Raw genomic sequence first — 25,005 nt, 5'->3', positions numbered from 1 at the left:
TTTACTTCTTTTGTTTTAATAACTCATTCGCCTTCAAAAAGTATTCCTCTTTTTTCTTAGCATCTCCCAAACCATTGTAAGCCTCTCCTAATTGAATATTAAAATTTGATTCCAGCGTTTTATCGTCAACAACATAATCAAGACCCATTTCTAAAACGGTTTTTGCGTTCTTAAATTGTTTTAACTGATTGTTTCCAAGTCCTGCATAATAATAAAATTGCGGTTGGCTCGGGTAAACTTCAATCATATTCATGGCCCTTTTGGTCATTGGCTCAAATTGTTTTGCCTGTGTGTAAGCTTCAAGCAAAAGTAAATTGGTTTCACGATCGGTATCTGAATTTGCCTTTAAATCTTTTTCATAATATTTAATTGCGTTTTCGTATTGGCCTTTGCTGTGATAAAATTTTCCAATTTCTTTTGCAACGTCAACATTTGGATCATTATCAAAATAAGAAATCGCTTTCTCTAAATCTGCGGCGTATTGCGGATTCTTATTTGTATAAATCAAAAACTCATTCAGTGTGCGGTGTTTGATTTTTGAATCAATTTTTGAACTTGCCAAAATAATATTCATTGACTTAATTGCTTTGTCCGCCTGGTTGGCATCCAAATACGTTTTGAACAAACTTACCTGTGCCCATTCAGAACTTGGGACTTCTTTTGCCAATTTTGTTGCAACTTCCAAAGCCTTATCATTGTCATCTGATTTTGAATATAAAATAATCAGATTAAGATAATTAGATTCTTCTTTCGGATTCTTTTTTATCTGATCAATCAAATTTGAAATTTCTGCATTTTGGTATTTTCCCTGCGAAAGAATCTGCATTTTGTAACGGTCACGATCTTCCGATTTTCCAAATTTATCATTCATTTCGTTAATCGTCGCAAGTGCTTTATCAAACTGATTTGTAAGCATATATAACGAAATCAAATCATCTTTGTATTCTTCGTCAAAAGCAATAATTTTTTGAATCGTTTCTATCGCCAGCGGATAATTCTTGGTTTCATAACTTACGTCATAAATTCCAAGCCAATACCATTTGTTTTTCGGATCTAATTGTGTTGCTTTTTCAAAGGCTGTATTTGCGCTTTGATAATCTCTTAAAGAAAAATAATTTTTCCCCAATTCAAAATAAGCAACAGCATCATTAGGTTTTAGTTTTATGCATTTTTCTAATGATACTATAGCTTTGTCGTAATTTTCAATTCCTTTTTGTTTCAAAGATTCGTAAAAAGCATCTTGATATTCGTCTGGAGCCATAGCAATATCCTCCGGTTCTGTCTGAGCCAAAACCGAATTTGAATTGCCAAGCAAAACGAAAAATAAAATTATCCAAATGCCTTTTTTCATTCTTTTTACAATTTATTTTAAACCAAAAAGAATCCTCTGAAAAACTCTTTTCTTATTCTAAAACTGAATAATCTCCAATGCTAATGCTGGTGAATTTACCATCATAACTAACGTGATTTCCAATCATCGCATTGTCTAAGTTAGCGTTTTTTATTTGAGAATAGGTTTGTATTAAGCTATTTTTAATAGAACTGTCTGTAATACGACATCCTTTTCCAACTGAAACATTTGGTCCAATTGTTGTATTTTTCAAGACAACATTTTCTCCGATATAACATGGTGGAATAATCGTTGCGTTTTCTAATGTTACATTGTAATCTACTAAATGTTCTCCGTCGTTATGTAAAAAACCAAGCATTCTTGAATTTGTTTCAACAGTCACGTCTTTGTTTCCGCAGTCCATCCATTCATCAACGCTTCCTGTTTTGAAAACTTTACCGTTTGCCATCATAGCTTTGATTCCGTCGTTGATTTGATATTCGCCACCGTTTTGAATATTATTATCTAAAACACCTTGAAGTTCTTTTTTCAAATCTCCAACTTCTTTGAAATAGTAAATTCCGATAACGGCTAAATCACTTACAAACTCTTTTGGTTTCTCAACCAATTCTATAATTTCATTATTTGAATTTAATTTCACAACTCCAAAAGCTTCCGGCTGATCAACTTGTTTTACCCAAATTACAGCATCTGCAGAAGGATCCAATTCAAAATCGGCTCTGATTAAAGTATCCGCGTAAGCGATAACTGCTGGACCAGACAAAGATTCTTTCGCACACATAATCGCATGACCTGTTCCTAAAGGCAAATCCTGACGGTAAATAGAAGCTTTTGCTCCAAGACCTTTTGCCAAATCCTCTAAACTTGTTACAACATCTTCGCCAAAAAAGGCTTCATCACCTAAAATAAAAGCCACTTCTTCGATTGGTTCCTTTAATATTTTAGCAATATCTTCAACCAAACGGTGAACGATAGATTTTCCTGCAACCGGAATTAATGGTTTTGGAACTGTTAAAGTATGTGGTCTAAGTCTCGAGCCACGGCCCGCCATTGGAACTATTATTTTCATTTTATATTTATTTTTGTGGGAAGATTAAAAAAATCTTCTTGGTTTGGTTCTTAATTTTAAAGTACTGATTACTGAAAACTGCGACTGAAAACTTATTTCACTCCCGTGCTTCCAAAACCTCCAGCGCCTCTTGATGTTTCAGATAATTCTTCAACTTCAATCCATTCTGCCCTTTCGTGTTTTGCGATAATCAATTGTGCAATTCGTTCGCCATTTTCTATAACGAATTCTTCATTTGATAAATTTACTAAAATCACACCTATCTCACCTCTATAATCGGCATCAACGGTTCCTGGAGAATTCAAAACGGTTACTCCTTTTTCTGTCGCGAGTCCACTTCTTGGTCTTACTTGTGCTTCGTAGCCAATTGGCAATTCAATAAAAAGTCCTGTTTTTACAATAGTTCTTTCTAAAGGTTTTAACGTAATTGATTCAGTTAAATTAGCACGTAAATCCATTCCTGCAGAAGCAATTGTTTCGTAGTTTGGCAGGTCGTGCTGTGATTTATTTATGATTTGTATTTTCATTTTTTACTTTAAATTTTTTAAACGCGGTCTTATTTTCTCTTCATAATTCCTTTAATCGTATCTTTTTCAAAATGGTAAACCATATACATAAAGATTAAAAGAAGCGGAATCCCAACATAATATTTTTCTCTAAATCCGTAAAATGAAATTATAGAAAATAATATTGAAACGCCTAAATAAGCACCAATCTTGTTCATGTCATAAGGAATTGGATAATATTTATTTCCGAGGGTATAAGAAATAAGCATCATACTTCCGTAAGCAGAAATGGTTGCAATTGCCGACCCATAATAACTGTATTTTGGAATCAAAAGATAATTTAAAACCAAAGTCACAATTGCGCCAACGATAGAAATATAAGCTCCAATTTTTGTTTTGTCTGTCAGTTTATACCAAACAGATAAGTTATTGTAGATACCTAAAAAGAAGTTTGCCAAAATAATCAGTGGCACCACTTTCATCGCTTCCCAATACGATTTGTTATCTAGCAATAAAAATTTTAAGACATCTGCAAAAACAATAACTCCTAATAAAATCAATGATCCTAAAATCACAAAGTATTTCGTGATTACGGCATAAGTTTGTGGCGCATTTTCATTTTTTGCATGGCTAAAAAGAAAGGCTCAATTCCTAATCTGAAAGCTGTTGCAAAAAGAACCATAAATAATCCTAATTTGTAACAAGCTGAATAAGCACCAACTTCAGATTTAGCCAAATTTTCAGGAAGTAAATATCCTAGTAAGATTTTATCAAAATGCTCATTTACGGCAAATGCCAATCCGGCAACCAAAATAGGAAGCCCGTACTTCATCATTCTTCTCCAAAGTTCTGGATCGAATTTTCGACCAAGCGAAAGATAATTTGGCGAAAGCACGATGAAAGTGGCCAAACTCGCCAAAAGATTTGCAATGAAAATATACGCAATTTGGAAATTCTCAACATATAAATTATCCCAAACAGAATTTGGATTTGAAGCGACAAGTTTTGGCAAATACATTAAGAAGAAAATATTCAGCACTAAATTTATTACGACATTTCCAATCTTAATTGCGGCATAAACCATTGGTCTCTGATTGGCTCTTAATTTTGAAAATGGTATTAAAACCAAAGCGTCCAAAACTAAAATCCAAACTGAATATGTGATATACTGAACATCTACTTCGGCCCAGGTTGCTAGAGTATTTCTAAAAATCAAAGCCGCAAACAAAAACCCAATCGACGACCAAAATATTGAAATTGTAGAAGTCGCAATTACATTTTTCTTGTCTTCTTCGGCACTATAAAATCTGAAAAAAGCAGTTTCCATTCCGTATGAAAGAACGACATTAAAGAAAACCATCCAAGACAAGACAATCGAAACTTCACCATATTCTGCTGTTGGCAAAATACCTGTATATAATCTGACCAATAAAAAACTCAGCATTCGAGGTAAAACCGTTGCTAGTCCGTAAATCGCAGTTTGTTTGAATAGATTTTTATATAATCCCAAAATAATTTAATAATAAAGTTCGTAAAACAAAAATAACCAATTCTTTGGTTTAATAATGATTTTGCAGGTTCAATAAAACAAGTTGTTCTTGTTTTTATTGCGTTAATTTGGTTTCGTCCAAAACTTTTACAAAGTGAAATCCTTTTGGGCCATATCCTTGATTGTAGTAAAAGCGGTGTGCGCCAAAATTTCCAGTAAATGCATCCAAAACAATACTGCTACAACCTAGATTTTTTGCCTTTTGGTCAACATAATCTGTTAGCAATTTTCCTATTCCTTTAGATCTGTATGCTGGATTTACGACAAAATTATCAATCTCAAGATATTTTCCTGTCCAAAGTTTTGTCGCTGACCAACAGCCCGTTATCCCTAAACAAGAATCATTTTCGAAAACCCCAATCTGAATATAATTGTGTGGTACCATCTCCAAAAGAAAAGATTGATATTTTTCAACTGAAAGTTTCGGATATAGAAATCGCATGGTTTCAATTTGCTCCAGCATTTCTTCGATTGTAGTAAGTTCTCGTATTTGAAATTCCATTATACTAAAAATAAACCTCAAAAATACTCAATTTTTCTACGTTTATCATATAATTCTAAAACAACTAAAGATGTGAAATGTATAAAAACACAAAAAAATTATATAATTTTTTACAATTGCTTCTATATTAACTTTGTACAACAGGGAATGAGAAAAGCTAAAATGCAACCCTTTAAAAAAGCAAAGCATTGGGACGGATAAAGCTAGTTTGTTCCCACAAAAGACAAAGCACAAGGGATTGATTCTGCTGAAATGTAACCCTCAAAAAAACAGAGCCTTGGGACTAATAAAGCTAGTTTGTTCCCATAAAAGACAAAGCAAAACAGAGGTGATAAATCTGTGCAATAATTTTATAAAATGGTAGTGATTCTCAATTTAAACATAAATTGAGAATCACCATTTTATAAACACAAAATTAAAAAGCTAAAACCTTATATAAAGAAAATAGCCGACAAATACTTGTCGGCTATTTTGCTATTATTCCTTATCCTTTACTTCAAAATTAACATTTTGCTCTGTTTCTTTTGGCTCCGGAATATCTTCTTCAGTTAATGTTTTTAAAACTTTATTGGTGATCTTTTTTAATTTCACAATTCTGTTGGCCTGATTCTGCACACATTTTTCAAATAAATTTCTAACCACTCGTGCATTTCCAAAACTTTCATTTTTACTTTCATATAATAATTCAAAAGTATCTGTAAGTTTTTCTTTTGCATCTTCAGAAATAATAAAATCAGACTTCGAACAAAACGATTCAAAAATTTGAAATAATTCTTCCGGAGTAAAATGACCAAAATGAAAATACCTGTTAAAGCGAGAACGCAACCCCGGATTTGATTCTACAAAAATCTTCATTGGTTCTGTATATCCAGCAACAACAACGGCAAGATCTTCACGATGATCTTCCATTCTTTTTAGCAAAGTGTTTACTGCTTCGGCACCATAATCATTCCCAAATGCATTTTGGTTTAATGCATAAGCTTCATCAACAAACAATACTCCGCCAAGACTTGCCTCTACAGCATCATTTACTTTTGTCGCCGTTTGCCCTACATAACCTGCAACCAAACCTTCCCGGTCTGTTTCAAACATTTGACCTTTTGACAGAAATCCTAAGTGTTTAAAAATTCTGCTTAAAAGTCTGGCAACAGAAGTTTTTCCGGTTCCGGGTGGCCCAAGAAAAACAGTATGAAGCGTAATTTCTACATTCTTCAAACCTTGTTCTGAACGCTTTTTTTGAATTTCCAATAAATTGATAAGCTCCGAAACATCTTTTTTTACTTCGGCCAAACCCACTAATTCATTTAATTCTTTAAGAACTTTTTCCAGTGTATCTTCTTCAGGCAAATTATCCGGCTCTTTTTTCTTCTTTGACTTGTTTAGATTTAAACCCAAATAGTCATTAAAAGATTTCTCATTTTCAAATTTTTTATGAAATGAAAAGTATAGGAAGTTTTGATATCTGATTAAGATTTCTTCTAATTTATTATTCTTTTTTCAGCTAAAATTTCCGGCAACAAATACTTGTTTTCTATTGCATTTGAAGCTGGTATTTTATTCTCGCTTTTTATTTTGCTGAGATGATTTTTAAAACTTTCCGAAAAAACCAAATGATTTAGTTCACTAACAGAATTTTCATCGGCAAAGTGTTTGTTGCGCAACGCGTCATAATAATAGGCTAAAACAAACTCTTGTTTTTCACTTTTCGTTCCTTGCTCTTTTTCATAAAGCTGAATAATATCTGAAAGAAAAAATGTTCTGCCTTAAACAATCCTCCTCTAGAAAAAGATGGGTTTACGGTTTGATTTATCTTTTGAATAAACTCTGTATCCTGATTTAACTGATTGCAAATCTCAAGAATTTGCTTGGTTTCTTTTTGCAAATCCATAATAAATGAAGCCGTAAAAACGGCTTCATTATTAGATATGTTTGTTTCTAAATATTTTTTTAGAGACAAAAATGAATCTTCTATTATTGATATCGGACTGTTTTTCTTTGACATATTCTAATTTAAGAAATCATCATTTGATGAATAATTTCTTTTGATAATTTTAAGTGATCTTCGCAATAATCTTTCCAAGCTAATTCCATTTCTCTCAAATCATATTTGGCTACAATAGTTGCATATGATTGTAGTTTACCGTTGACTGTCGGATACCCGATGACATAAATTACCTGTGCCAATTCAAGCGCCAGTTCAATATCGTGAGTTGAAAATATGACCGTATTATACTCAGATGTATTTCCTAATAACTTGAACGCTTTTTTTACTTCCTGAATATTTCCAACATCAAGACCTGAGAATGGCTCGTCTAAAACGATAAACTGGTCAGACGAAAACAACTGTTCAATAATTGCGGTTCTTTGTCTTTGTCCTCCCGAAAGTTCATTAGGATATTTGTCTGCACAATTTGTTAAACCCCATTCTTCCAGATACTGATTTATTTTTTGTTCTTTTTCAGTATTCGAAAGTTTCGTTTTTCTTAAAGAAAATTTAAGTGCCTCCTTTACTGTTTTATGTCTGAACAAAGTATATTTCTGATCAACAAAACCAATGTCTCCTTCTTTTACAGATTTAGCAGTATTGGGTTCTGGGTTTTCAAAATCTTTGATTAAAATTTTTCCTGAACTTGCGGGAACTAATCCTGTCAATGCTTTAAAAAATGTAGATTTTCCTCTTCCGGAACGTCCTACAAAAGCCAGTACCTGCCCTGTACAATCGCGTTCCTGATGTACCACGTCTTTTTCTATAATATTTATATCCTTAATAATAACATTATCATCATAGGCAACGCTTAGGTTTTCTACATATAAAAGCGTTTCTTTAAATTCGTGTTTCATGATTATATTTTTGAATATCTAAATACAGCTTTTCTTAAGAAATTTATTCCTGCATCTAAGCCAAGACCTATTAATAAAATGATCATTTGAAGGGCAATGATACGTCCTGTATTCATAAACTTATCTGAGTTTTTTATTAAAAAACCTAATCCTCCAGAAGCCACAACAATTGACTCAACTGTTACAAGCATCATCCAAGTAATTGCAAGATTTTGTCTGATTACGTCTATTACATAATCTACTCTTCCTAAAATAATAACTTGCCAAAGCACTTCTAGTCTTGTACATTTTAGCATTTTGGCGTGATCAAATTCTTCTTGCGGAATGTCTTTAATTACTGCAATTAAAGATGTAGTTAAAAATGTAGTTAAGAAAATTACCAAAATCCAAACCTGCATTGTTCTTGCTTCATGAACAACCATTGTAATATAAAATGAAAGCCCTGTAAATGGCAAGAATCTAAATTTTGTAACAAATTCAGAAATTGACTTCAAAAGTGGAATTGGCCATGCGTATGCAAAAAGCAAAGAAATTATAGTAGCCAAAAAAATCGAAATAAAACATAATGACAATGAATTGAAAATATGTACTACTAAACCTTCTCTGTACAATTCCTGAAAACCTGTCAAAACCTGAGAAGGAGAAGGAAAAAGATGTTTTTCTCCTGCAGTTGATACAAACCAAATAATAATCAAAAGCACTAACCAACCTGTTAAAATAAGGGTCTTGTTCAGCTTTGATATTTTTTCAAAGGGCGTTAAAAATTTTATCATATTTATTGTAAAAGGCTATCCGTTAAGATAGCCTTTAATTAATTTTTATTTTAATAGAGTGATTACAACACGTCTGTTTAATGCTTTTCCAGAAGCTGTGTTATTGTCTCCAACCGGATCATTTTGACCTTTTCCGTCAACTAACTGGAAACGATTTGCAGGAATTCCTTTTTGTTTTAAGTAATCTACAACTGCCTGAGCTCTGCTTTTTGACAATGCTAAGTTAGCATCTGCATTTCCAACATTATCTGTATGTCCAACAACAGTTAACTTTGTGTTTTCAGCTTGTACTAACAGGTTGTAAATTTTCTCCACTTCTTTACTAGATGAATTTGAAATTTCAGCACTTCCTGTGTTAAAGTTGATTTTCCATTCTCCAGAAGCTACCACTTCTTTTGCCTCACTAGTGTAGTCCGCTTTATCAGCCGAAGTTGATTCGATATCATTAATATTTTTAAGGAAAAATAAATTTACCGCTTGCTCATAAGGAACAACAGCTCCAACATTTTCATTAAATCCAAATGGATTCAATTCTGTCAAATAACTTGAAACCTGATTATAAACTGATTTGTATCTGTTTACACCATCAGATAAACCATAATATTGCATTGCGTCAGCATAATTAAATACTTTTGAACCTCCCATATTATAGGTCAATCCGCCTTTTGTTCCTTGTTGTCCTTTGAACATTTTGTACCAATATTCAGGAGTTTCAAGTTTATATGTTGCGGCAACTGCTTCTGAAGCTCTTACTTTCCAATCTTCATAATTTTTCATTTGATTTGAAGCTGTCAATGCCGACTTCAAAATATTTGAAACTATACTTGGATTTTTCTCTGCCCATTCTTTCACACCAATAATAGTAGTTGGCATTTGATTATTGAATTCTTTTGTAGAAACAATATCAATGAAACCAGTCAACTTATCAAAAACCGTTTTATCTCCTGGTGTCCATGTAGCACAACCGTCAATTTTTCTGTTAACAGATTTTCCAGTTAGTTTCCCGTTTACTACTTCTTTCAAAGTAACAGTCCATCCAGTTGTTTGAGATTTGATTAATTCCTCTGCCGATTTGATATAATCATCGTTTTCTGATGGATAAATATTTACTGCTTCAGCATCATACGTTGTTGGATCAGGGTTTACTTTTAAACCGTTAGCAAAACAATAGTTTACTGTAGTTACCCAGTCACCGTCTCCAAGTACTGCAGAAATAACAGAACCTTTCATAGATTTTGGATCTGATTTCCAGCTTGGAGGCCCGATTAATTTATCTTCTCCGTAACTCATACCAACAGCTCCCATTACCTGTAAGTGGTACTTATCTTTTCCGTATTTTTCGTCAAGAGATTTCTGAACAGAACTAATGTAAAATGGTGCTCCATCACCCATAATGATAACAGCAAAAACACTTTTTTCTGAAGATGGAAAGGCTTCTCCTTTATCGAATTCTTCAATAAATTTCATTTGCATATTACGCAATTCTGAAAGCCAGTCCTGACGGATAATTTCAAGATTTACTCCATTTTTTTCCATCAATGATCCTTTTGTTGTTTTTGGGCCACCATTAGCAACAATAATTCCAGACTGAGCATTCCATGCATAAGCACCAATTCTCACTAAAGGCTGATTTGAAACTTCAGTAGAAATTTCAGTTGATGGAAGTTCAATTTTTGCCGCATTGGTAACATTATTAACATCTGTTTGATTCAAATCAATTCCGTTTAATTGTTTTGAAACAGCTGTCTTAATTCCCGGTGAAATATAATAAACACCACCAAGAATAATTCCGATTCCTGCAATAACGATTAATAACTCTGAAAGCGTTGTAAGCTTTTCAGTTCTTAAAATTTTCCCCATTTTTATTTATATAATTAAAATTATTGTATTAAAAAATATCTCCAAAACCACCGCTGGACAATTTATCCTCTTTGGTCATTTTATAATTTGGACTCGTATACTTTGTAGAGTCCGGAATTGTATTATCTCCAGTTTTAATTTCATCAGCTAAAGAATCTAATCTCGAGTAAAGCTCATCATTATCAACCGAATATTTAGAAGTCAACACATCGATGTCAATTAAATTTTCAGAAGTCTTAGCAATATCCTGAGCAATTGTAGAAGTTACCACTTCCAGAGCATACTCTAATTCCCAGTCTTTAGTAAACAACATCGCACTTTTTGCGCTTTCAGTTGCCTCTTTAGCATTTCTTGCAAATTCATACTCTTTCTGCGGCATCTTAACTGTTACATCAAAATCTGCAATTTTAATGTCGATCGCAGTACCCGCCAAAGTCAGTTTACGATCCATTTTACCTAAAACATTCGCACGAACTCCATATTTCTGAATGAAACTTTTACTTTGTTCATACTGCGTTGAAACTCTTTGAGAATCGCTTAACTTTCTGGCCAATTCACTTTGTAAGGCTACATACTCATCCGTATCTTTAGTCGCAACACCATTGATTCTAACCATTTCGTCCATTGCAGATTTCAATTTTTCTGATTGACGTTGTAAACTCAAAACATCTTCCTGAAATCCTTTAGCTTCCTTTTCAGATTTATTCGCTTCAATTTCCATTTCATTTTTAAGACCTTTTAGCTTTGCTTTTGTATTCTTAAAAACTTCACGGTTTTTTATCATTTTTTGCTTTTGCTCTTCTAATTCATTAAAAGGATTGTTTTGTATCAAGGCTTTATGAATATTTTTTGTCGCAAAACGAAGTCCTTTCATAATAACAGGTGCCATCATCACCAAAAAAACTAAAAATACTCCGGTGGCAGATAAGGCAATTGCCTGACCAAGCATTGTAAATAATGGCGGAATAATGTAAGTCCAGATTAAGTAACCTCCAACTCCCAACAAACCAAGTGCTAAAGCCAAAAATAAAGACTTTTCTCCTTTTTTTAATACGCCTGATTTTAAAGCAATTTCACCTTTCGATTCGTCAAAATGTTTAAGAATTGGCAATGTCAAAAGAGTACTTCTTTCTTGTTCGAATTTGTCCATTATTATAAATATTGATTAATTCCTGTAATTACAGTATTGATTGAGTTTAATATTTTTTGTTTTGCCAAATCGTTGGCTTCCATTTTTAATTGAATCTCTGAAAGTTGTTCTCTGTTAACGGGATCAATTTTTTGAAGTTCAAGTTTTTTTGCCTCTAAGTCTTTTTGAAGTTCTATAATTTTGGCTTCTAAATCTGAAATGTTTTTAGATAAATTATATTTCTCTTTAGTAATACTATTATCCAATTCCGCTTTTTTTGTTTTACCAATTGCGTCATATTTCGCGTAGACCTTTTCAATCTCAGTTATATAAAAACTTCCCTTTTGCAAAAGAAATTCTTTATTTAAATCAGATTTTAAAGATTTACCCATCGTAAAAGCCATCTGATAACTTTGAGGATTGGTAACTCCAACTGCCAAAACAGATTTATAAAGTTCAAAGAAATCAAAACCCTCTGCATTCAAAGATTCAAAACCTTTGTCATATACTTCGAAGATTTCATTTAGAAAGGGATTTGTTAACGAATTAGTTGCAGATGGTTCTCCTGCATGATCTGGAAATTTACTATTTGTTGGTGATAAAATGGGAGCCGATTGCTTAATTTCCGCTTTATCCTCCGAATTATTAGCCTCATCATTTATGAAAAGACTTTTCCAATTAAAACTTTCTTTTGCCATTGTATTTAGTTAATCAATTTTTTAATAACTTTTTGGTTGTTAAATGTTATACGAAGAAAGTGTTAAAAAGTTACTAATTTTAAAGCTATAAATATATACTTTTTTAAAAATAAATCGTAACTATTTAATTACCAAATCAGTTTATTCGTATAATTTTTAAAAAATTACATCAACTTGGTCAAATCAAATAAGTAAATACAAAAAAAGAGCCAATATAAATTGGCTCTTTCATTTTTCATTAACTGAAATATTTTTATCCGTTCAATGCCTCAGCACCACCAACAATCTCTAAGATCTCGTTGGTAATAGCCGCTTGACGCGCTTTGTTATAAGTCAATTTCAATTGGTTTCTCAATGCAGTTGCGTTGTCAGTTGCTTTGTGCATAGCTGTCATACGTGCTCCATGTTCTGAAGCAAATGAATCGCGAATACCTTTGTATAATTGCGTTTTTAACGATTTTGGAATCAAAGTCAATACAATTTCTTCTTTTGAAGGCTCGAAAATATAATCTCCAGTAGTAGTTGTCGCATCAGATTTAATTGGAGCTAACGGTAAAAATTGCTCTGTCTGAACAATTTGAGTCGCGACATTTTTAAACTGATTGTAGATCAATTCGATTCTGTCATATTCTCCAGATAAGAATTTTTGAGTCAAATTATCAGCAATTCCAGCAACATTTTCAAAAGTCAAATGATCAAAAATTGCATTATGATGCCCGTGAACTTTAAATGTTTTAGACAAAACGTCGTTTCCTTTTTTCCCAATAGGAAAAACATCAACTTGTTTTCCTGCATAAAATTCAGAACGGTTTTTAACCTCTTTAATAATATTCGAATTGAATGCACCACACAAACCTCTGTTAGAAGTAATTGCTACAAGCAATACTTTTTTCACTTCACGTTGAGTTGTATAATCTCCTCCAACTTCACCATCAAGTGTAGCAGAAAGATTTTGCAATAATTCCGTTAATTTCTCGGCATAAGGGCGCATTGCAGTGATTGCATCTTGTGCTTTCTTAAGCTTTGTCGCAGAAACCATTTTCATAGCCGATGTAATCTGCATCGTCGATGAAACGGAAGTAATTCTATTACGGATTTCCTTTAAATTTGCCATGTACTATAGTTGTTGGTTGGTAGTTATTGGTTGATAGTTACTTGGATAATTCCAATAACAATCAACCAACAACAATCAACTAAAATTAGTTATATTTTGCTGAAACTTCTTTTGTCGCTTTTTCGATAACATCTGTAATGTTGTCATCAAATTTACCAGCTTTCAAAGCGTTAAGCGTATCTTTATGTTTACTGTTCATGTAAGCTAAGAAATCAGCTTCGAATTCTTTTACTTTATTTACAGGAACACTTTTCAATAAGTTTTTAGATCCAGCGTAAATAATAGCAACTTGGTTTTCAACAGGATAAGGATCATTTAAACCTTGTTTCAAGATTTCAACGTTTCTTTTTCCTTTTTCAATTACGTTTAATGTAACTGAATCCAAGTCAGAACCAAATTTAGCGAAAGCTTCTAATTCACGGAATTGAGCTTGGTCTAATTTTAAAGTTCCAGAAACTTTTTTCATTGATTTAATTTGTGCATTACCTCCAACACGAGATACAGAGATACCTACGTTGATAGCAGGACGAACCCCAGAGTTGAACAAATCTCCATCAAGGAAAATCTGACCATCTGTAATAGAGATTACGTTTGTTGGGATATATGCAGAAACGTCACCAGCTTGAGTTTCGATAATTGGCAATGCAGTTAATGAACCACCACCTTTTACGATAGATTTGATAGAATCTGGTAAATCGTTCATGTTTTTAGCGATACCGTCATCAGCGATTACTTTACAAGCACGCTCTAATAAACGAGAGTGTAAGTAGAAAACGTCTCCAGGGTAAGCCTCACGTCCCGGTGGTCTTCTTAATAACAGAGAAACCTCACGGTAAGCAACAGCTTGTTTAGATAAATCATCATAAACAATAAGAGCTGGACGACCAGAATCTCTGAAGTACTCTCCAATTGCGAGCACCAGCGAATGGAGCGTAAACTTGCATTGGAGCTGGATCAGAAGCATTAGCGACAACGATAACTGTATAAGCCATTGCTCCTTTTTCTTCTAACATTTTAGCGATTCCTGCTACAGTTGAAGCTTTTTGTCCAATTGCAACATATATACAGAATACAGGTTTTCCTGCATCATAAAATTCTTTTTGGTTCAAGATTGTATCGATACAAACAGTTGATTTACCTGTTTGACGGTCACCGATAACAAGCTCACGCTGTCCACGACCAACTGGAATCATAGCATCAACTGCTTTTACTCCTGTTTGTAATGGCTCAGTTACTGGCTGACGGAAGATAACTCCAGGTGCTTTTCTTTCTAAAGGCATTTCGTACAAATCCCCACCGATTGGTCCTTTTCCATCAATTGGAAAACCAAGAGTGTTAACTACACGTCCTACCATTTGCTCACCTACTTTAAGAGAAGCAATACGTTGAGTTCTTTTTGCAGTAGATCCTTCTTTAATTCCTGTTGATGGTCCTAATAATACAACCCCAACATTATCCTCCTCAAGATTCAATACGATACCTTCCATACCGTTATCAAATTCCACTAACTCACCATATTGAACGTTAGATAGCCCGTAAACACGAGCAATACCATCTCCAACTTGAAGTACTGATCCTACTTCCTCTAGCGTAGCACCAGATTCAAAACCTTCTACTTGCTTTCTTAATATTGCTGAAATTTCAGCAGGTTTGATTTCCGCCATCTTAATTTATAATTTAGACACTTTTTGTGTTATAAAACTAATTACTTAACTCTCTTTTTAATACTTGTAATCTGTAAGCAACTGAAGCGTTGTACTGATCATCTCCTATTCTCAAAATAAATCCACCAATGATTGAAGGATCTACTATATTTTCAATTGTAATTTTTTTATCTGATAAAGTTGCAACTTTTGCTAAAACTTTAGCTTCTAAAGCAACATCCATTGGAATAGCCGTTGTAACTTTCGCTACTTGAACACCATTACTTGCATCAAATAATTTATTATATTCTGATGCTATTGCATCTAGAATTTCAAATCTTTTGTTTTCAAATAATAAACGAAACAAACTTTTAGTCACTCCGTTTACATTTGCAAAAACTTCTAAAAGAGCACTTTCTTTAACTTCAACAGTTGTTGTTGGGTTCTGAATAAACGTACTCAATTCTGTATTTGTCTCAATTGCATTTGCAATTGATTTCATATCGTTATTTACAGCTTCGGCAACACCTTTAGAGTTTGCTAAGTCCAGAATTGCTTTTGCATAACGAATTGCTCGCTCTTGTACCTGCCATAATCTTAGTTTAACTTTACGTCACCTAACATTTTCTCTACTAATTTAGTTTGAGATTCTTTGTTAGATAATTCTTCTTTCAATAATTTCTCAGCGATGCTTAATGATAAAGTTGAAACTTGAGATTTCAATTCAGCCATAGCAAGCATTTTTTTCACTTTCGATAGCCGCTTTAGCTTGCTCGATCATTTTTTGACCTGCTTCTTGCGCTTCGTTTTTAGAATCAGCAATCATTTTCTCCTTCATTTCGCGAGCTTCTTTCAACATCGCGTCACGTTCTGCACGAGCTTCATTCAAAATTCTTTGATTGTCAGCTTGCAGGTTTTCCATTTCTCTTTTTGCATTTTCAGCAGAAAGCAATGCATTTTTAATACCTTCTTCTCTTGCAGTAATAGATTCCATAATTGGTTTCCAAGCAAATTTCACTAAAAGCAAAATCAATATTACCAAGATTAAAGCTTGCCAGAAGAATAAACCGAATGAAAAATCGTTAATTAACTTATCCATTTTATAACTATATTAAATATTTAATTTCTTTTTAAAGTAACAACACCTTTAACCAACCGTTAAAGATGTTGTTATTTTTTCCTTTATTATTTTCCTAAGATTAAAGCGACAAATGCTAAACCTTCTAATAAAGCCGCGATAATAATCATCGCAGTTTGAATTTTACCTGCGGCTTCTGGCTGACGAGCAATAGCGTCCATAGCAGATCCACCGATTTTACCTAAACCTAAACCTGCACCGATTACTACTAAACCAGCACCTACTAAAGTTGGAATTGTTCCCATAACTATTTATATATATAAAATTAAACTTCTAAATTAAATAATTGCTGTTTCGTCTTCGTGGTCATGAGCGTGATCATGATCCTGAACAGCCATACCGATAAACAATGATGATAACATTGTGAAGATAAACGCTTGCAAAAATGCTACTAAAATTTCAATAACAGAGATGAACAAAGTCAATCCTAAAGAGATTGGTAAATCTGCTCGCTAAATTTTTTCCAACGAAAATCATTCCGATCAAACTCATAATTACTACGTGACCTGCAGTAATGTTTGCGTACAAACGAATTAATAATGCGAATGGTTTTGTTAATGTTCCTAAGATCTCAATTGGAGCTAAAATGATTTTCATTGGAACTGGTACTCCTGGCATCCAGAAGATGTGTCCCCAATAATCTTTGTTTGCACTAAATTGAGTGATGATAAATGTAAAGGTCGCTAAACAAACTGTAATAGCGATGTTTCCTGTTACGTTGATTCCTAGCGGAGTCATTCCTAATAAGTTCAAGATCCAAACAAAGAAAAACACAGTTAATAGGTAACCCATATATTTACGGTATTTTTTCTCTCCAATATTTGGAACTGCGATTTCATCTCTGATGAAAATTACAAGTGGTTCTAAAACTCTACCAAATCCAGTTGGGATTGGTCCTTTTTTATATGATTTTGCTAAACCAGTAAACATAAAGAATAACAGTACTGCAACAAAAAGCATTGAAACAACATTTTTTGTAATAGAAAAATCTAAAGGTTTTTCGTTTTCTGGATGACCGTGCTCATTAAAAGTGATTGTTCCGGTCGCATCTGTTTTGTAGATTTTACCGTGAACTAATTTGTAAAAGTTTCCGTCAACTTCTGCAACTGTTTCACCAAAATGGAATTTTGAAGAAGAGAAAACTTTTAAACCTCCGTCAATTAATATAACAGGTAATGGAAAACCGTAGTGTTTGTTTTCTTTCTCATCTTGGAAGAAAACAAAATCATGAGAATCTTGTAAGTGGTGATCAATAAAAGCATCCACTTTTGCTTTTGGGTCAAGAGCAACTGCATGCTCTCCTTCCGCAGGAGCTTCGTGTGAAATTACTTTCTCTTCGTGAGCCGTTTCAGTTTGTACATGCGTTGAATCATTCTCTGAGTTTGCAAAACCCATAATTGGTAGAGAAGCTACAAAAGTCGCTAGAATAAAGCTGAGTGGTTTGTTTGAAATCACCATATCGTGGAAAATCTTATTTTTTTACGTTTCTAAAATTTGGTGCAAAGGTACATTTTTTATTAATATTCAAAAGGATATGAAAAATTATTTTTGAACCTTCTATTAAAGAATCCTTATTTTAACGCTTTTCATTTAATAATCGGACAGTTAAAAGCGTCTCAAATAACAAAAACAAAATAAATGTTACAAAAAAACTGAGTTTTTCAACATCGGCTGTTTCTGTTTTGATTTTTAAAACAGGCCGCAAAATTAAATATCCCAATAACATTTGGGTAAAAGTTCCGAATAAATAAACCATTCCTACGATTTCAAAATTCTTCTTTTTTACCTTTAATAATATAAGGTATAACAAAGCTGATAATCCGAAAAAAATTAAATAAAGCAATGCTATACTATAATGAAATTTTTGAAAATTAATTTCCAGCAAAAAGAATGCTCGCTATATGAACTAAACAAGCAACAACAGCGAAACAAAATAAATGAAAAATAGGTGTGTAATTTTTTAATGACATTTCAAGTAATTTTTTGCAAAGATGCAACTTTTATCTAAAGTTGCTATAAATGAAAAATTTACTTCAATTTATTAATATCATTAACCTGGCGGATAACATTATATAAAGCAAGGCCTACGCCTGCCATTACAAAAATAGTATTATAATAAACTTTTGGGCTCGGATGATTTTCATCAAGCCAGGTTCCGAAATAAGAAAACAAGAAAATAATAACTCCCATTTGAAATGGAATGTTGATCAATGCAAGCCATTTATTCCTCCTATTATTATTCGGTTCCTTTTCCATCTTCTAATAGTATTACCGGATTAGAATTTAACATCGTACAAGATGCTGTAAAGTCTGCTCCTGGTTCTATAGATAATTTTCCAACGGCAACTTCTCCATGAATGCGAGCTGTACCTTTAATATTAAGAACTTCCAAAACTTTCAATTTTCCTTGAAATTCTCCTTCAATATCGGCATTATGGCAAATAATTTCGCCCTTAACAATTCCTGATGCGCCAATAACGAGTTTCCCTTGCGAAGTAAAATTTCCTATCAATTCACCATCAAGTCTAAAATCAGCTTTTGAAACAATATCTCCAACAATAGAAGTTCCTTCTACAATTCTATTGGTTTTTCCTAAATTCTCTGTACTGCTTTTTTTGACTTTTTCAAACATGGCTTTTATGGGGTTTTTGGGGCTAAATAAACGTCAAGATTTTTTTGATTTGAACTACCTTATAATTATCACTTGAAATAATTATAGGCATATTCGAGATTTTATATTTTTTATCATCTCTCAAAACTCCTGAAACATCTTTGGCATATGCCTCTGATTTTAAACCATGAATAACTACAAAACTTTCCGTTTTATTGTATTTGTCAAATGAAGTTGTTAGTCTTTCGTAATTTTCGACTAACATATATACCTTAATTGATTCCTCGATTTTTTTAACTGTTTTTGTATCTGTATTCGATACTCGATATAAAATTTTCCAGTTTTTACCATCAACTGCCGTAAAATCAAGTTTTTCTAATTCTGGAATTTGTTTTTCCAAAATTTCACGCGCATCTTTTCCTTCTTCACTATTTGGATAGTTGTCAGCAACATTTTCTAATCCTTTTTTGTAAGTCGCCAAACCTTCTACTTTTCCTAAAGTACTTGCTTTAAGCAATTCAAATTTCGAAACAATGTCTTCACCGGCATATTGATTAATCAAGTTGTCGATGTTGTTTAAAACTTCGTCAAAATGTTCGTCTTCAAACAATTTATACCATTTTTTATATTCCTTGTCTGCCGAAGCTAAATCATCTGAATTGGTATTGTTTAAAATCTGTGCATATCTAGAAGATGGATAATTGCCTATTATGTCCGATTTTATTCTTTCAGCTCTTGCTGGATTTATAATCTGATATATTTTATACAAATTGTACATTGATGGCAAAACCAATTTTTCTTCAGGTTTATTCTGCAATAATTGTTCTAACTTATCACTAGCTAATTTATATTCTTTGAACTTTTCTTTATAAATAAGCCCTAATTGATAATAGGCAAAGTTTCGCTCTTTACCAATACTATCCATAACAGCAGGACTTGTTGGGATCTTGCTTTCATAAAATGCCGTTGTATATTTTTCCGGAACCGTTTGCTCGCAATGCATTTATAGAATCCTGATTGATATTCAAAGAATCTTTTAAAGCCGTATTAACAATTGATTTTCCTGCACCTAATCTCCAATTTCCATCTATAGTACGGTTCCCCCATTGTTTTCTAAATTGCAATTTTCCGTAAGCAACCGTTGTTGGGTTATAAAAATAAAAAGTACTTGCCGCATCATTTCCGCCTGGAGGATTAAATGCTCCAGTCGCTAAATCCATTTTATTTGGCGGATTTAATGCTGATGATCCGCTGTTCGCATCAGTATTGCGTTGAATGTTTGCCTGTTTTTCCTTTTCTTTTTCCTCTTGTAAACGTTTCGCATCATCATTCTTTTTTAACTCTGCGATGTAAATTTCAAAATACGTTTTTCTCTCTTCTGCTGGCAAATTATAAACCTTGATAATGCTGTCGTTACGTTTTGCAATTGCCTCGTATTTGATTACATTATCTAGATTTTTTCTGTTTTTTTCAATAAATGCAAACTCTCTAGTTTTTGGATTTAATTTTACCAACGTACTATCATAATATTTTGCCGCCATTGTATAATCTGTATTTCTAAAATACATATTTCCAATGTTTCGATATGTCGAAGCAACGAGATAAGGGTCTTTAGATTTTCTCGCTAACGAATGATTGTAAAATTCCAAAGCATCTTTTTGCTCATTATTTTTGTCAAAAAACACTCCCATTTCATAAAAAAGGATATCATAATAAGGTCTGTTTTCTCGATCTTCAACTAATTTATTATAAGTTTCGATAAACATATCATGATCATCTTTTTCATAATCAAACATTTGCGCTTTTTTTGCATAAGCATGCATCATGTATTTACGATCGGCTTTTCGATTCATATCGATTACACCGTTATAAAAGTAAACAGCACTGTCTCTTTGTCCAGCTTCCTGATATAATTGGCCCAAAATAAAACGATAGCGCGCTCGGTCTTCGTTTATTTTGGTAAATTTTTCTGCAATTTTCAATTTGGCTACCGCACTATCTTTTTGTTCTGTATTTAAAAAAGCTTCGGCCAATAGTGCATTTGCGTCAGAAAAAGTCTGTTTATTCAAATCTGTTTTCTTTAACAACAGATTGATGTTTTTAATCGCAATTGCATCATTTCCTAAACGCATATTGGTTTTTTCGCGCCAGATTTTTGCCGTATAAATATTGTCGCTGTTTGGATATTTATAAAGAATATAATTGAATGCTTCAATCGCAGGGATAAAACGTTGATCATAATATCGTGCTTTTCCGAGCATTAAATATGCTTCATCTATCTGATAATTTCGTTCTCTTCCTCCAATGTTCATGGAGTGTTTTTGAATAGCTTTTGTAGCTTTAGTTTCTGCTTTCTCGAAATCTGGATTTTTTGTCTTTTCTCCTTCCGAAAAATTTTCATCAAATTGCATCTTTTCGATCGGCAGAATTTTCCAGAAATTATCCTGGTTGTTGGCCTGAATAGATTTAAGCCCTTTTTCAAGACCAATTCCTCCATTATACAAAATGTTGTATTTGGTACTTAAAGCATGCGAGTTTCTATTCACAAAAGTGTTATTCTGTGTAGAACATGCTATTATAAGCAATGCGAAAGTGAGAAAAAAACTATATTTAAGAGTATTCTTTTTCAATAGAATCAATTTTTAAAGCATTAACTTATAAAAAGCACTTTTAGTATAATGACTTGTAAAATTACGCTTCTTTTTGAAATATAGAAACTTAAACTGCAAAAAACGATTCCAACTCCTGCAAGGTCTCTTTTGAAGTTTGAATATCTTTTACAATTTCACCTTTATTAAGGGCAACTATTCGGTCACAAACCTCAACCGTGTGCTGTAAATCATGACTTGAAACCAAAACAGTTACATTTGGGTCATCAGCTAATTCTTTGATAATTTTCTTCAAACGGCTTACGGTAGTAGGATCTAAATTTGCAAAAGGCTCATCTAAAATTACCACTTCTGGATTTCCAATAAGTGTTGCAATAATTCCAACTTTTTTCTGGTTTCCTTTTGATAAATCGCGAAGATATTTTTTGTTTTTTAAAATTTCTCCATTAAAAAATTCTTCATGTTTTGCCAAAAGTGCATCAATATCAGCTTTATTCTGATGACGCAAATCGCCAATAAAATAAAAATATTCTTCTGGCGTCAAATAGCCAATAAGGAAACTTTCATCTAAAAAAGAACCTGTAAAAGATTTCCATTTTTCACTTGTATTTACTTGAATATCATTTGTTTTTATATTTCCAGTCGAAGGATGAATAAGATCTAAAAGCAAACTAAAAAAAGTGGTTTTTCCAGCGCCGTTGTTTCCAACAAGCCCAAAACTTTGTCCTTTTGGAATTTCAAGGTTTTCTATATTTAAAACTGTTGTGCCGTTATATTTTTTTGAAAGCTGATTTACTTGTATCATAATAATTTTAGATTTATGAGTTTAGATTTTAGATTAAAAACTCGGTCTTTAATAATTTTAGATTGTTGATTTTAGATTTCTAAAGAATGAAATTATCTCATTCTCAAATTGACAAATTATCTAATTAATTCTTTTGTTTATATGCGCTAATTGTACTGTATTTTTCGACTTTGTATCTTTTTTCAATGATTGAAAAAACTTTGTTTCTAAATACAAATCCCAAAACTCCAGCTCCCGCAACCAGCATTAAGCCAAGTGTTTTATCGCCCAAATAAAGTCCGAGTCCGTAAAGTCCTAAAGGCAATAATAATTTTGGCAAAGTCAAAAGCATCGCATTTACATTGAATGCTTTTTTATCTCCAAAAGCACCTCCAGCGTTGCTCAAATCGATTGGCGTTTTTGTAAATGCTCCACCTAAAAGAACCAAATGAGAATTTACTCCAATATTATAAATAGCACCAACCACTATGGTCAAATAAACCTGCCATCCGTAAAAAAGATAAAATGAAGCCAAAATTGTCGAAACAAAAGTGGCAATAACAATAAGCCACCATTTTGAGGTAATATATCCTCTATAAGGAATATTTTGTGTCATCATCAATTGGTAATACGAACTGTCCCAACTAGGTACAAACTGGCCAAAGACAAATAAAAATCCGCCTGAAACAAATATTCCCGCAAAAATATACATGACCGCCGGCTGATGTGTATTGCCAAAAAAGATCAATCCGTAAAACAAAAAGAAGAAACTCATGATAATTGTCGTTTTTGATCTTTTGTTTCTTTTGATCAATTTGATGTCATTTTTAAGAAATGTTCCTAAAGTTCCAAATTGATTCAGCCAAGAATAATTTTCGGTAGTCGCAATATCTTCTTTTTGAGAAAGTCCCGCGTCTAAATATAAATTGTTTTTGAAATACTTAAATGTAAAAACATACAATCCAACTAAGAATAAAATCGGAATTAAAAATAATACTTTTGATGTGTAAAGTCCTTGGAAAAAAGGCGTTGTGAAAACCGTAATATCAAAAAGCTTGTAATATTGTCTTGCTCCCAAAGCTAAAGCCAATCCGACAAAAACAACAAATAATTTATCGATATTACTTAAAACAATATTTAAAAAATTATTGATGTAGATCAAAGAGAAAATAGCCAAAAGCCAAAATAGAATTCCGACAATATCATATCCTTCAATTGCCAACACAACTGAAAACGGCACAAAGAAAAGCGCATGAACCCAGTTAAAAAATGACAATGCTGTTTTTCCTAAAGAGAAATGAACAATGGTTGGTTTTTTGAAAGGCAATACCAATAACGACTTAATATTAAGAACCGGAATTGCTTGCATCAACAAACGAATTATAAGATCAAACAGAAAATAATAAATCAAGAATTTGTTGATGGTGATTAAAGGCTCGAGGTTCATTTTTTTAAGCACATAAAATGCTCCTACTCCCATTGCAACAAAAAGTACTGAAAAGTACACCATCAAAAAACCGATTAAAATTTTCATGGCCAAATTTGCTCCAAATGAGGCTGATCTGACAAAGGCTTTCCATTCGAGGTAAATAAACTTTTTAATCATGGTTATTTGTTTTAATTTTTCAGTAAGAGACCAAATGTAGGAAAACGTTACAAAAAAGTTAAAAAAAATATTTTAGTAAGTGTCAATTACTTAGTTCTTGCTACTTTTGCAAAAAAAATAACCATGCCTTCATTCTTAAAACTTATAATTAAAGAGGTAAAACGTGAGACTGCAGATGCGGTTTCGGTACTTTTTAATGTTCCTGAAGAACTAAAACCTGACTATAAATTTATAGCTGGACAATACATAAATTTAAAATTAACTCTTGATAATCAAGAAATAAGACGTGCTTATTCTATTTGCTCAGCACCAGAAAGCGGTGAATTGCGAATTGCAGTAAAAGCAGTAAAAAATGGTCTTTTTTCTCAGTTTGCCAATACGACTTTAAAAGCTGGCGACGTTCTTGAAGTTGGTCATCCAGAAGGAAAATTTACGCTTGAACCAGAAGCTGACAGACAAAAAAATTACGTAGCGTTTGCTTGCAGGAAGCGGTATTACTCCAGTAATTTCTATCATCAAATCGGTTTTAAAAAGCGAGCCAAAAAGTTCATTTGTATTGGTTTACGGAAATAAAACTCCTGAACAAACTATTTTTCATCAAGAACTACACGACTTGCAATTGCAGTATGTTGGCCGTTTCTTTGTACATTACGTATTTAGTCAAGCTAAAGCTGAAAATGCTTTGTTTGGAAGAATCGACAAATCGGCGGTGAATTTTGTATTGAACAACAAGCATAAAGAACTGCAGTTTGACAAGTTTTTCTTGTGTGGACCAGAAGAAATGATCAATACGGTTTCGAATATTTTAAAAGAGAAAAACGTAAAAGAATCAGCAATTAAATTTGAGCTTTTTACTTCTTCTGCTCAAGAGCACGAAATTCAAGGTTCTCAAGAAGGACATACAAAAATTACGGTTTTAGTTGATGATGAAGAAGTTACTTTTGAAATGTCTAAAAAACAAACCATTCTTGATGCGGCTTTAAAACAAGGCGTTGATGCTCCTTATTCTTGCCAAGGCGGAATTTGCGGCGGCTGTTTAGGACGTGTGACATCAGGAAGTGCAGAAATGACAAAAAACTCAATTTTGACAGATGGAGAAATTGCCGAAGGCTTGATTTTGACTTGCCAAGCGCATCCAACATCTGAAGCTATTTATGTTGATTACGACGACGTATAATTAGTTAAATCACAAAAATATAAATTCCAAATTCCAATTTTCTAT

Annotated in this window: 19 protein-coding genes and 6 pseudogenes; 1 reads left to right on the top strand and 24 read right to left on the bottom strand. The window is 32.8% G+C overall.

What is annotated here, in order from left to right; all coding sequences use genetic code 11:
- Position 1: 1 nt before the first annotated feature.
- The 24 genes and pseudogenes from ACQ9BO_RS02820 to ACQ9BO_RS02705 all read right to left on the bottom strand — a co-directional run bounded on the left by ACQ9BO_RS02820 (position 2) and on the right by ACQ9BO_RS02705 (position 23,783).
- A complete protein-coding gene (locus ACQ9BO_RS02820; protein ID WP_431243560.1) occupies positions 2-1,351 on the bottom strand; it encodes a tetratricopeptide repeat protein in 1,350 nt (449 codons plus the stop codon).
- Between the two features lie 52 nt (positions 1,352-1,403).
- Positions 1,404-2,420: a sugar phosphate nucleotidyltransferase gene (locus ACQ9BO_RS02815; protein ID WP_431243559.1), complete on the bottom strand. Its 1,017-nt coding sequence runs from the start codon at positions 2,418-2,420 to the stop codon at positions 1,404-1,406.
- 92 nt (positions 2,421-2,512) lie between these two features.
- Positions 2,513-2,947 carry a dUTP diphosphatase gene (gene dut, locus ACQ9BO_RS02810; RefSeq protein WP_431243558.1) on the bottom strand — a complete coding sequence of 145 codons (435 nt, stop codon included), beginning with the start codon at positions 2,945-2,947 and terminating at the stop codon, positions 2,513-2,515.
- Positions 2,948-2,976: 29 nt separating this feature from the next.
- A pseudogene (locus ACQ9BO_RS02805) lies at positions 2,977-4,436 on the bottom strand (lipopolysaccharide biosynthesis protein).
- A 94-nt stretch (positions 4,437-4,530) separates the two neighbouring features.
- The gene (locus tag ACQ9BO_RS02800) at positions 4,531-4,977 is read right to left on the bottom strand and encodes a GNAT family N-acetyltransferase (RefSeq protein ID WP_431243557.1); all 447 of its coding nucleotides are present in this window, start codon (positions 4,975-4,977) and stop codon (positions 4,531-4,533) included.
- A gap of 477 nt (positions 4,978-5,454) precedes the next feature.
- Positions 5,455-6,372: an AAA family ATPase gene (locus tag ACQ9BO_RS02795; protein ID WP_431243556.1), complete on the bottom strand. Its 918-nt coding sequence runs from the start codon at positions 6,370-6,372 to the stop codon at positions 5,455-5,457.
- Positions 6,373-6,655: 283 nt separating this feature from the next.
- Positions 6,656-6,979: a hypothetical protein gene (locus ACQ9BO_RS02790; protein ID WP_431243555.1), complete on the bottom strand. Its 324-nt coding sequence runs from the start codon at positions 6,977-6,979 to the stop codon at positions 6,656-6,658.
- Positions 6,980-6,987: 8 nt separating this feature from the next.
- Positions 6,988-7,818: an ATP-binding cassette domain-containing protein gene (locus ACQ9BO_RS02785; RefSeq protein WP_431243554.1), complete on the bottom strand. Its 831-nt coding sequence runs from the start codon at positions 7,816-7,818 to the stop codon at positions 6,988-6,990.
- Positions 7,819-7,820: 2 nt separating this feature from the next.
- On the bottom strand, positions 7,821-8,591 hold the full coding sequence (locus ACQ9BO_RS02780) for an ABC transporter permease (RefSeq protein ID WP_431243553.1): 771 nt from the start codon (positions 8,589-8,591) through the stop codon (positions 7,821-7,823).
- Positions 8,592-8,636: 45 nt separating this feature from the next.
- On the bottom strand, positions 8,637-10,451 hold the full coding sequence (locus tag ACQ9BO_RS02775) for an OmpA family protein (RefSeq protein WP_431243552.1): 1,815 nt from the start codon (positions 10,449-10,451) through the stop codon (positions 8,637-8,639).
- A gap of 28 nt (positions 10,452-10,479) precedes the next feature.
- Positions 10,480-11,601 (bottom strand): hypothetical protein, encoded by a 1,122-nt coding sequence (locus ACQ9BO_RS02770; RefSeq protein ID WP_431243551.1) that lies wholly within the window; start codon positions 11,599-11,601, stop codon positions 10,480-10,482.
- 2 nt (positions 11,602-11,603) lie between these two features.
- Positions 11,604-12,278: a hypothetical protein gene (locus ACQ9BO_RS02765; protein ID WP_431243550.1), complete on the bottom strand. Its 675-nt coding sequence runs from the start codon at positions 12,276-12,278 to the stop codon at positions 11,604-11,606.
- Between the two features lie 253 nt (positions 12,279-12,531).
- Positions 12,532-13,392 carry an ATP synthase F1 subunit gamma gene (gene atpG, locus ACQ9BO_RS02760; protein ID WP_431243549.1) on the bottom strand — a complete coding sequence of 287 codons (861 nt, stop codon included), beginning with the start codon at positions 13,390-13,392 and terminating at the stop codon, positions 12,532-12,534.
- Between the two features lie 85 nt (positions 13,393-13,477).
- Positions 13,478-15,056, bottom strand: a pseudogene (gene atpA, locus ACQ9BO_RS02755) (F0F1 ATP synthase subunit alpha).
- 37 nt (positions 15,057-15,093) lie between these two features.
- Positions 15,094-15,628: pseudogene (gene atpH, locus ACQ9BO_RS02750) on the bottom strand (ATP synthase F1 subunit delta).
- Between the two features lie 4 nt (positions 15,629-15,632).
- Positions 15,633-16,134, bottom strand: a pseudogene (locus ACQ9BO_RS02745) (F0F1 ATP synthase subunit B).
- Between the two features lie 86 nt (positions 16,135-16,220).
- Complete coding sequence (atpE, locus tag ACQ9BO_RS02740; RefSeq protein WP_278019978.1) at positions 16,221-16,418, bottom strand: ATP synthase F0 subunit C; 198 nt, start codon at positions 16,416-16,418, stop codon at positions 16,221-16,223.
- Positions 16,419-16,451: 33 nt separating this feature from the next.
- Positions 16,452-17,631 (bottom strand): annotated as a pseudogene (gene atpB, locus ACQ9BO_RS02735) (F0F1 ATP synthase subunit A).
- Between the two features lie 570 nt (positions 17,632-18,201).
- Positions 18,202-18,429, bottom strand: coding sequence for an AtpZ/AtpI family protein (locus tag ACQ9BO_RS02730; RefSeq protein ID WP_431243548.1), 228 nt, complete (start codon positions 18,427-18,429; stop codon positions 18,202-18,204).
- The gene (locus ACQ9BO_RS02725) at positions 18,410-18,805 is read right to left on the bottom strand and encodes a bactofilin family protein (protein WP_431243547.1); all 396 of its coding nucleotides are present in this window, start codon (positions 18,803-18,805) and stop codon (positions 18,410-18,412) included. Before ACQ9BO_RS02725 ends, ACQ9BO_RS02730 begins: the two co-directional genes overlap by 20 nt.
- A 22-nt stretch (positions 18,806-18,827) precedes the next feature.
- Positions 18,828-19,787 (bottom strand): tetratricopeptide repeat protein, encoded by a 960-nt coding sequence (locus tag ACQ9BO_RS02720; RefSeq protein ID WP_431243546.1) that lies wholly within the window; start codon positions 19,785-19,787, stop codon positions 18,828-18,830.
- Positions 19,738-21,330 (bottom strand): tetratricopeptide repeat protein, encoded by a 1,593-nt coding sequence (locus ACQ9BO_RS02715; protein ID WP_431243545.1) that lies wholly within the window; start codon positions 21,328-21,330, stop codon positions 19,738-19,740. Before ACQ9BO_RS02715 ends, ACQ9BO_RS02720 begins: the two co-directional genes overlap by 50 nt.
- A gap of 172 nt (positions 21,331-21,502) precedes the next feature.
- Positions 21,503-22,198, bottom strand: coding sequence for an ABC transporter ATP-binding protein (locus tag ACQ9BO_RS02710; protein WP_431243544.1), 696 nt, complete (start codon positions 22,196-22,198; stop codon positions 21,503-21,505).
- Positions 22,199-22,322: 124 nt separating this feature from the next.
- Positions 22,323-23,783, bottom strand: a complete 1,461-nt coding sequence (locus tag ACQ9BO_RS02705; RefSeq protein ID WP_431243543.1) for a DUF5687 family protein — start codon at positions 23,781-23,783, stop codon at positions 22,323-22,325.
- 123 nt (positions 23,784-23,906) lie between these two features.
- On the opposite strand from ACQ9BO_RS02705, the pseudogene ACQ9BO_RS02700 reads away from it, so the two are divergent.
- Positions 23,907-24,960: pseudogene (locus ACQ9BO_RS02700) on the top strand (2Fe-2S iron-sulfur cluster-binding protein).
- The last annotated feature ends 45 nt before the right edge of the window (positions 24,961-25,005 follow it).

Source organism: Flavobacterium sp. P21 (assembly GCF_050632225.1).
Lineage (GTDB): Bacteria > Bacteroidota > Bacteroidia > Flavobacteriales > Flavobacteriaceae > Flavobacterium.
The sequence above is the reverse complement of the archived record's forward strand: the minus strand, read 5'-3'. Positions and strand labels throughout refer to the sequence as shown.

What these genes read in the sequence shown, in the direction of transcription:
- atpG (WP_431243549.1), bottom strand. Translation starts at nt 13,392, where the DNA reads ATGGCAAATTTAAAGGAAATCCGTAATAGAATTACTTCCGTTTCATCG.
- ACQ9BO_RS02800 (WP_431243557.1), bottom strand. Translation starts at nt 4,977, where the DNA reads ATGGAATTTCAAATACGAGAACTTACTACAATCGAAGAAATGCTGGAG.
- ACQ9BO_RS02820 (WP_431243560.1), bottom strand. Translation starts at nt 1,351, where the DNA reads ATGAAAAAAGGCATTTGGATAATTTTATTTTTCGTTTTGCTTGGCAAT.
- dut (WP_431243558.1), bottom strand. Translation starts at nt 2,947, where the DNA reads ATGAAAATACAAATCATAAATAAATCACAGCACGACCTGCCAAACTAC.
- ACQ9BO_RS02780 (WP_431243553.1), bottom strand. Translation starts at nt 8,591, where the DNA reads ATGATAAAATTTTTAACGCCCTTTGAAAAAATATCAAAGCTGAACAAG.
- ACQ9BO_RS02785 (WP_431243554.1), bottom strand. Translation starts at nt 7,818, where the DNA reads ATGAAACACGAATTTAAAGAAACGCTTTTATATGTAGAAAACCTAAGC.
- ACQ9BO_RS02725 (WP_431243547.1), bottom strand. Translation starts at nt 18,805, where the DNA reads ATGTTTGAAAAAGTCAAAAAAAGCAGTACAGAGAATTTAGGAAAAACC.
- ACQ9BO_RS02730 (WP_431243548.1), bottom strand. Translation starts at nt 18,429, where the DNA reads ATGGAAAAGGAACCGAATAATAATAGGAGGAATAAATGGCTTGCATTG.
- ACQ9BO_RS02720 (WP_431243546.1), bottom strand. Translation starts at nt 19,787, where the DNA reads ATGCATTGCGAGCAAACGGTTCCGGAAAAATATACAACGGCATTTTAT.
- ACQ9BO_RS02790 (WP_431243555.1), bottom strand. Translation starts at nt 6,979, where the DNA reads ATGTCAAAGAAAAACAGTCCGATATCAATAATAGAAGATTCATTTTTG.
- ACQ9BO_RS02710 (WP_431243544.1), bottom strand. Translation starts at nt 22,198, where the DNA reads ATGATACAAGTAAATCAGCTTTCAAAAAAATATAACGGCACAACAGTT.
- ACQ9BO_RS02765 (WP_431243550.1), bottom strand. Translation starts at nt 12,278, where the DNA reads ATGGCAAAAGAAAGTTTTAATTGGAAAAGTCTTTTCATAAATGATGAG.
- ACQ9BO_RS02815 (WP_431243559.1), bottom strand. Translation starts at nt 2,420, where the DNA reads ATGAAAATAATAGTTCCAATGGCGGGCCGTGGCTCGAGACTTAGACCA.
- ACQ9BO_RS02775 (WP_431243552.1), bottom strand. Translation starts at nt 10,451, where the DNA reads ATGGGGAAAATTTTAAGAACTGAAAAGCTTACAACGCTTTCAGAGTTA.
- atpE (WP_278019978.1), bottom strand. Translation starts at nt 16,418, where the DNA reads ATGGGAACAATTCCAACTTTAGTAGGTGCTGGTTTAGTAGTAATCGGT.
- ACQ9BO_RS02770 (WP_431243551.1), bottom strand. Translation starts at nt 11,601, where the DNA reads ATGGACAAATTCGAACAAGAAAGAAGTACTCTTTTGACATTGCCAATT.
- ACQ9BO_RS02705 (WP_431243543.1), bottom strand. Translation starts at nt 23,783, where the DNA reads ATGATTAAAAAGTTTATTTACCTCGAATGGAAAGCCTTTGTCAGATCA.